1 protein-coding gene and 1 pseudogene are annotated in these 1,047 nt (G+C 36.2%); both read left to right on the top strand.

Features of this window, described 5'->3' with window-relative positions:
* Positions 1 to 332 (top strand): annotated as a pseudogene (locus V7659_RS31560) (hypothetical protein); the annotation flags it as partial.
* A 31-nt stretch (positions 333 to 363) separates the two neighbouring features.
* Positions 364 to 1,047, top strand: a 684-nt coding sequence (locus V7659_RS31555; RefSeq protein WP_335543918.1) for an MFS transporter, incomplete at its 3' end; no start/stop codon positions are given.

Raw genomic sequence — 1,047 nt, 5'->3', positions numbered from 1 at the left:
CGTTGGATTTATATGATGTTGGTGACGAACCAATCTACTCTTTATTTGATTTGCTTTCCTATACGATGTACGCACCATTTGGATATATTTTTGTTTATTTTTATGAACGTTTTAAAATTACCGGTCAGAAAAAAGTATGGTATATTATCATTTGGACCATCATGGCCATCCTTTTAGAAAGGTTTTGTGTGATCATTGGTGTTTTTCAATACAAAAATGGGTATAAAATCGCCTATTCTATTCCGGTCTACTTTTTTGTTGAAAGCCTCCTACTCTTTTTCTATTTGTATTTTTTCAAAAAAAAAGCCTCCCCGTCGGAAGTTAAAAATTAAATAAATTCTATTTCGAGCAAAGGAAAAAAAAATGAAGAAAAATCGAGCATTATTTTTAACAGCGGTTGCCTCAGGCACGATGTTAAATCCGCTTAACTCATCTATGATTGCATTAGCATTACACAGTATTCAAAAAGATTTTCACCTTTCCTTTTCAACTGTTTCTTGGTTAATCTCCAGCTTTTATTTAGCAAGTGCGGTTGCACAGCCAGTAACTGGAAAAATTGGTGATATATTCGGTCGAAAAAAGACCTTCTTAACTGGGCTTATTTTAGTTGCCCTATCTGCTCTTGGTGCACCTCTTGCCTCTACCTTTCTGATGTTATTGATCATGAGACTTTTTCAATCGATTGGCAGCAGTGCCATATATCCATCCGGAATGGCGTTAATTCGTGATCATATTAAGGATAGACAGGCCTCAGCCCTAGCGGTTTTATCAATTTTTGCCTCAGCAATGGTAGCACTTGGGCCTACCATTGGTGGTTTCTTAATCGTGCTAGGGAATTGGCCAGCCATCTTTTGGGTCAACTTTCCGTTTATTATCCTTAGTTTCCTGCTTGGTTGGTATATGTTTCCTAAGGATATTAAACAGGATAAGTCACACATGAAAGAGTTATTCTCCCATCTAGATTTTCTTGGAATCGGATTTTTTGCTGCAGGAATGGTCTTCTTTTTATGGTTCCTGTTATCCTTTGAAGAAAAAATTCATTATTTA

Origin of the sequence: Neobacillus drentensis (genome assembly GCF_036966985.1) — a bacterium.
Classification (GTDB): domain Bacteria; phylum Bacillota; class Bacilli; order Bacillales; family Cytobacillaceae; genus Neobacillus; species Neobacillus drentensis_E.
The sequence above is the reverse complement of the archived record's forward strand: the minus strand, read 5'-3'. Positions and strand labels throughout refer to the sequence as shown.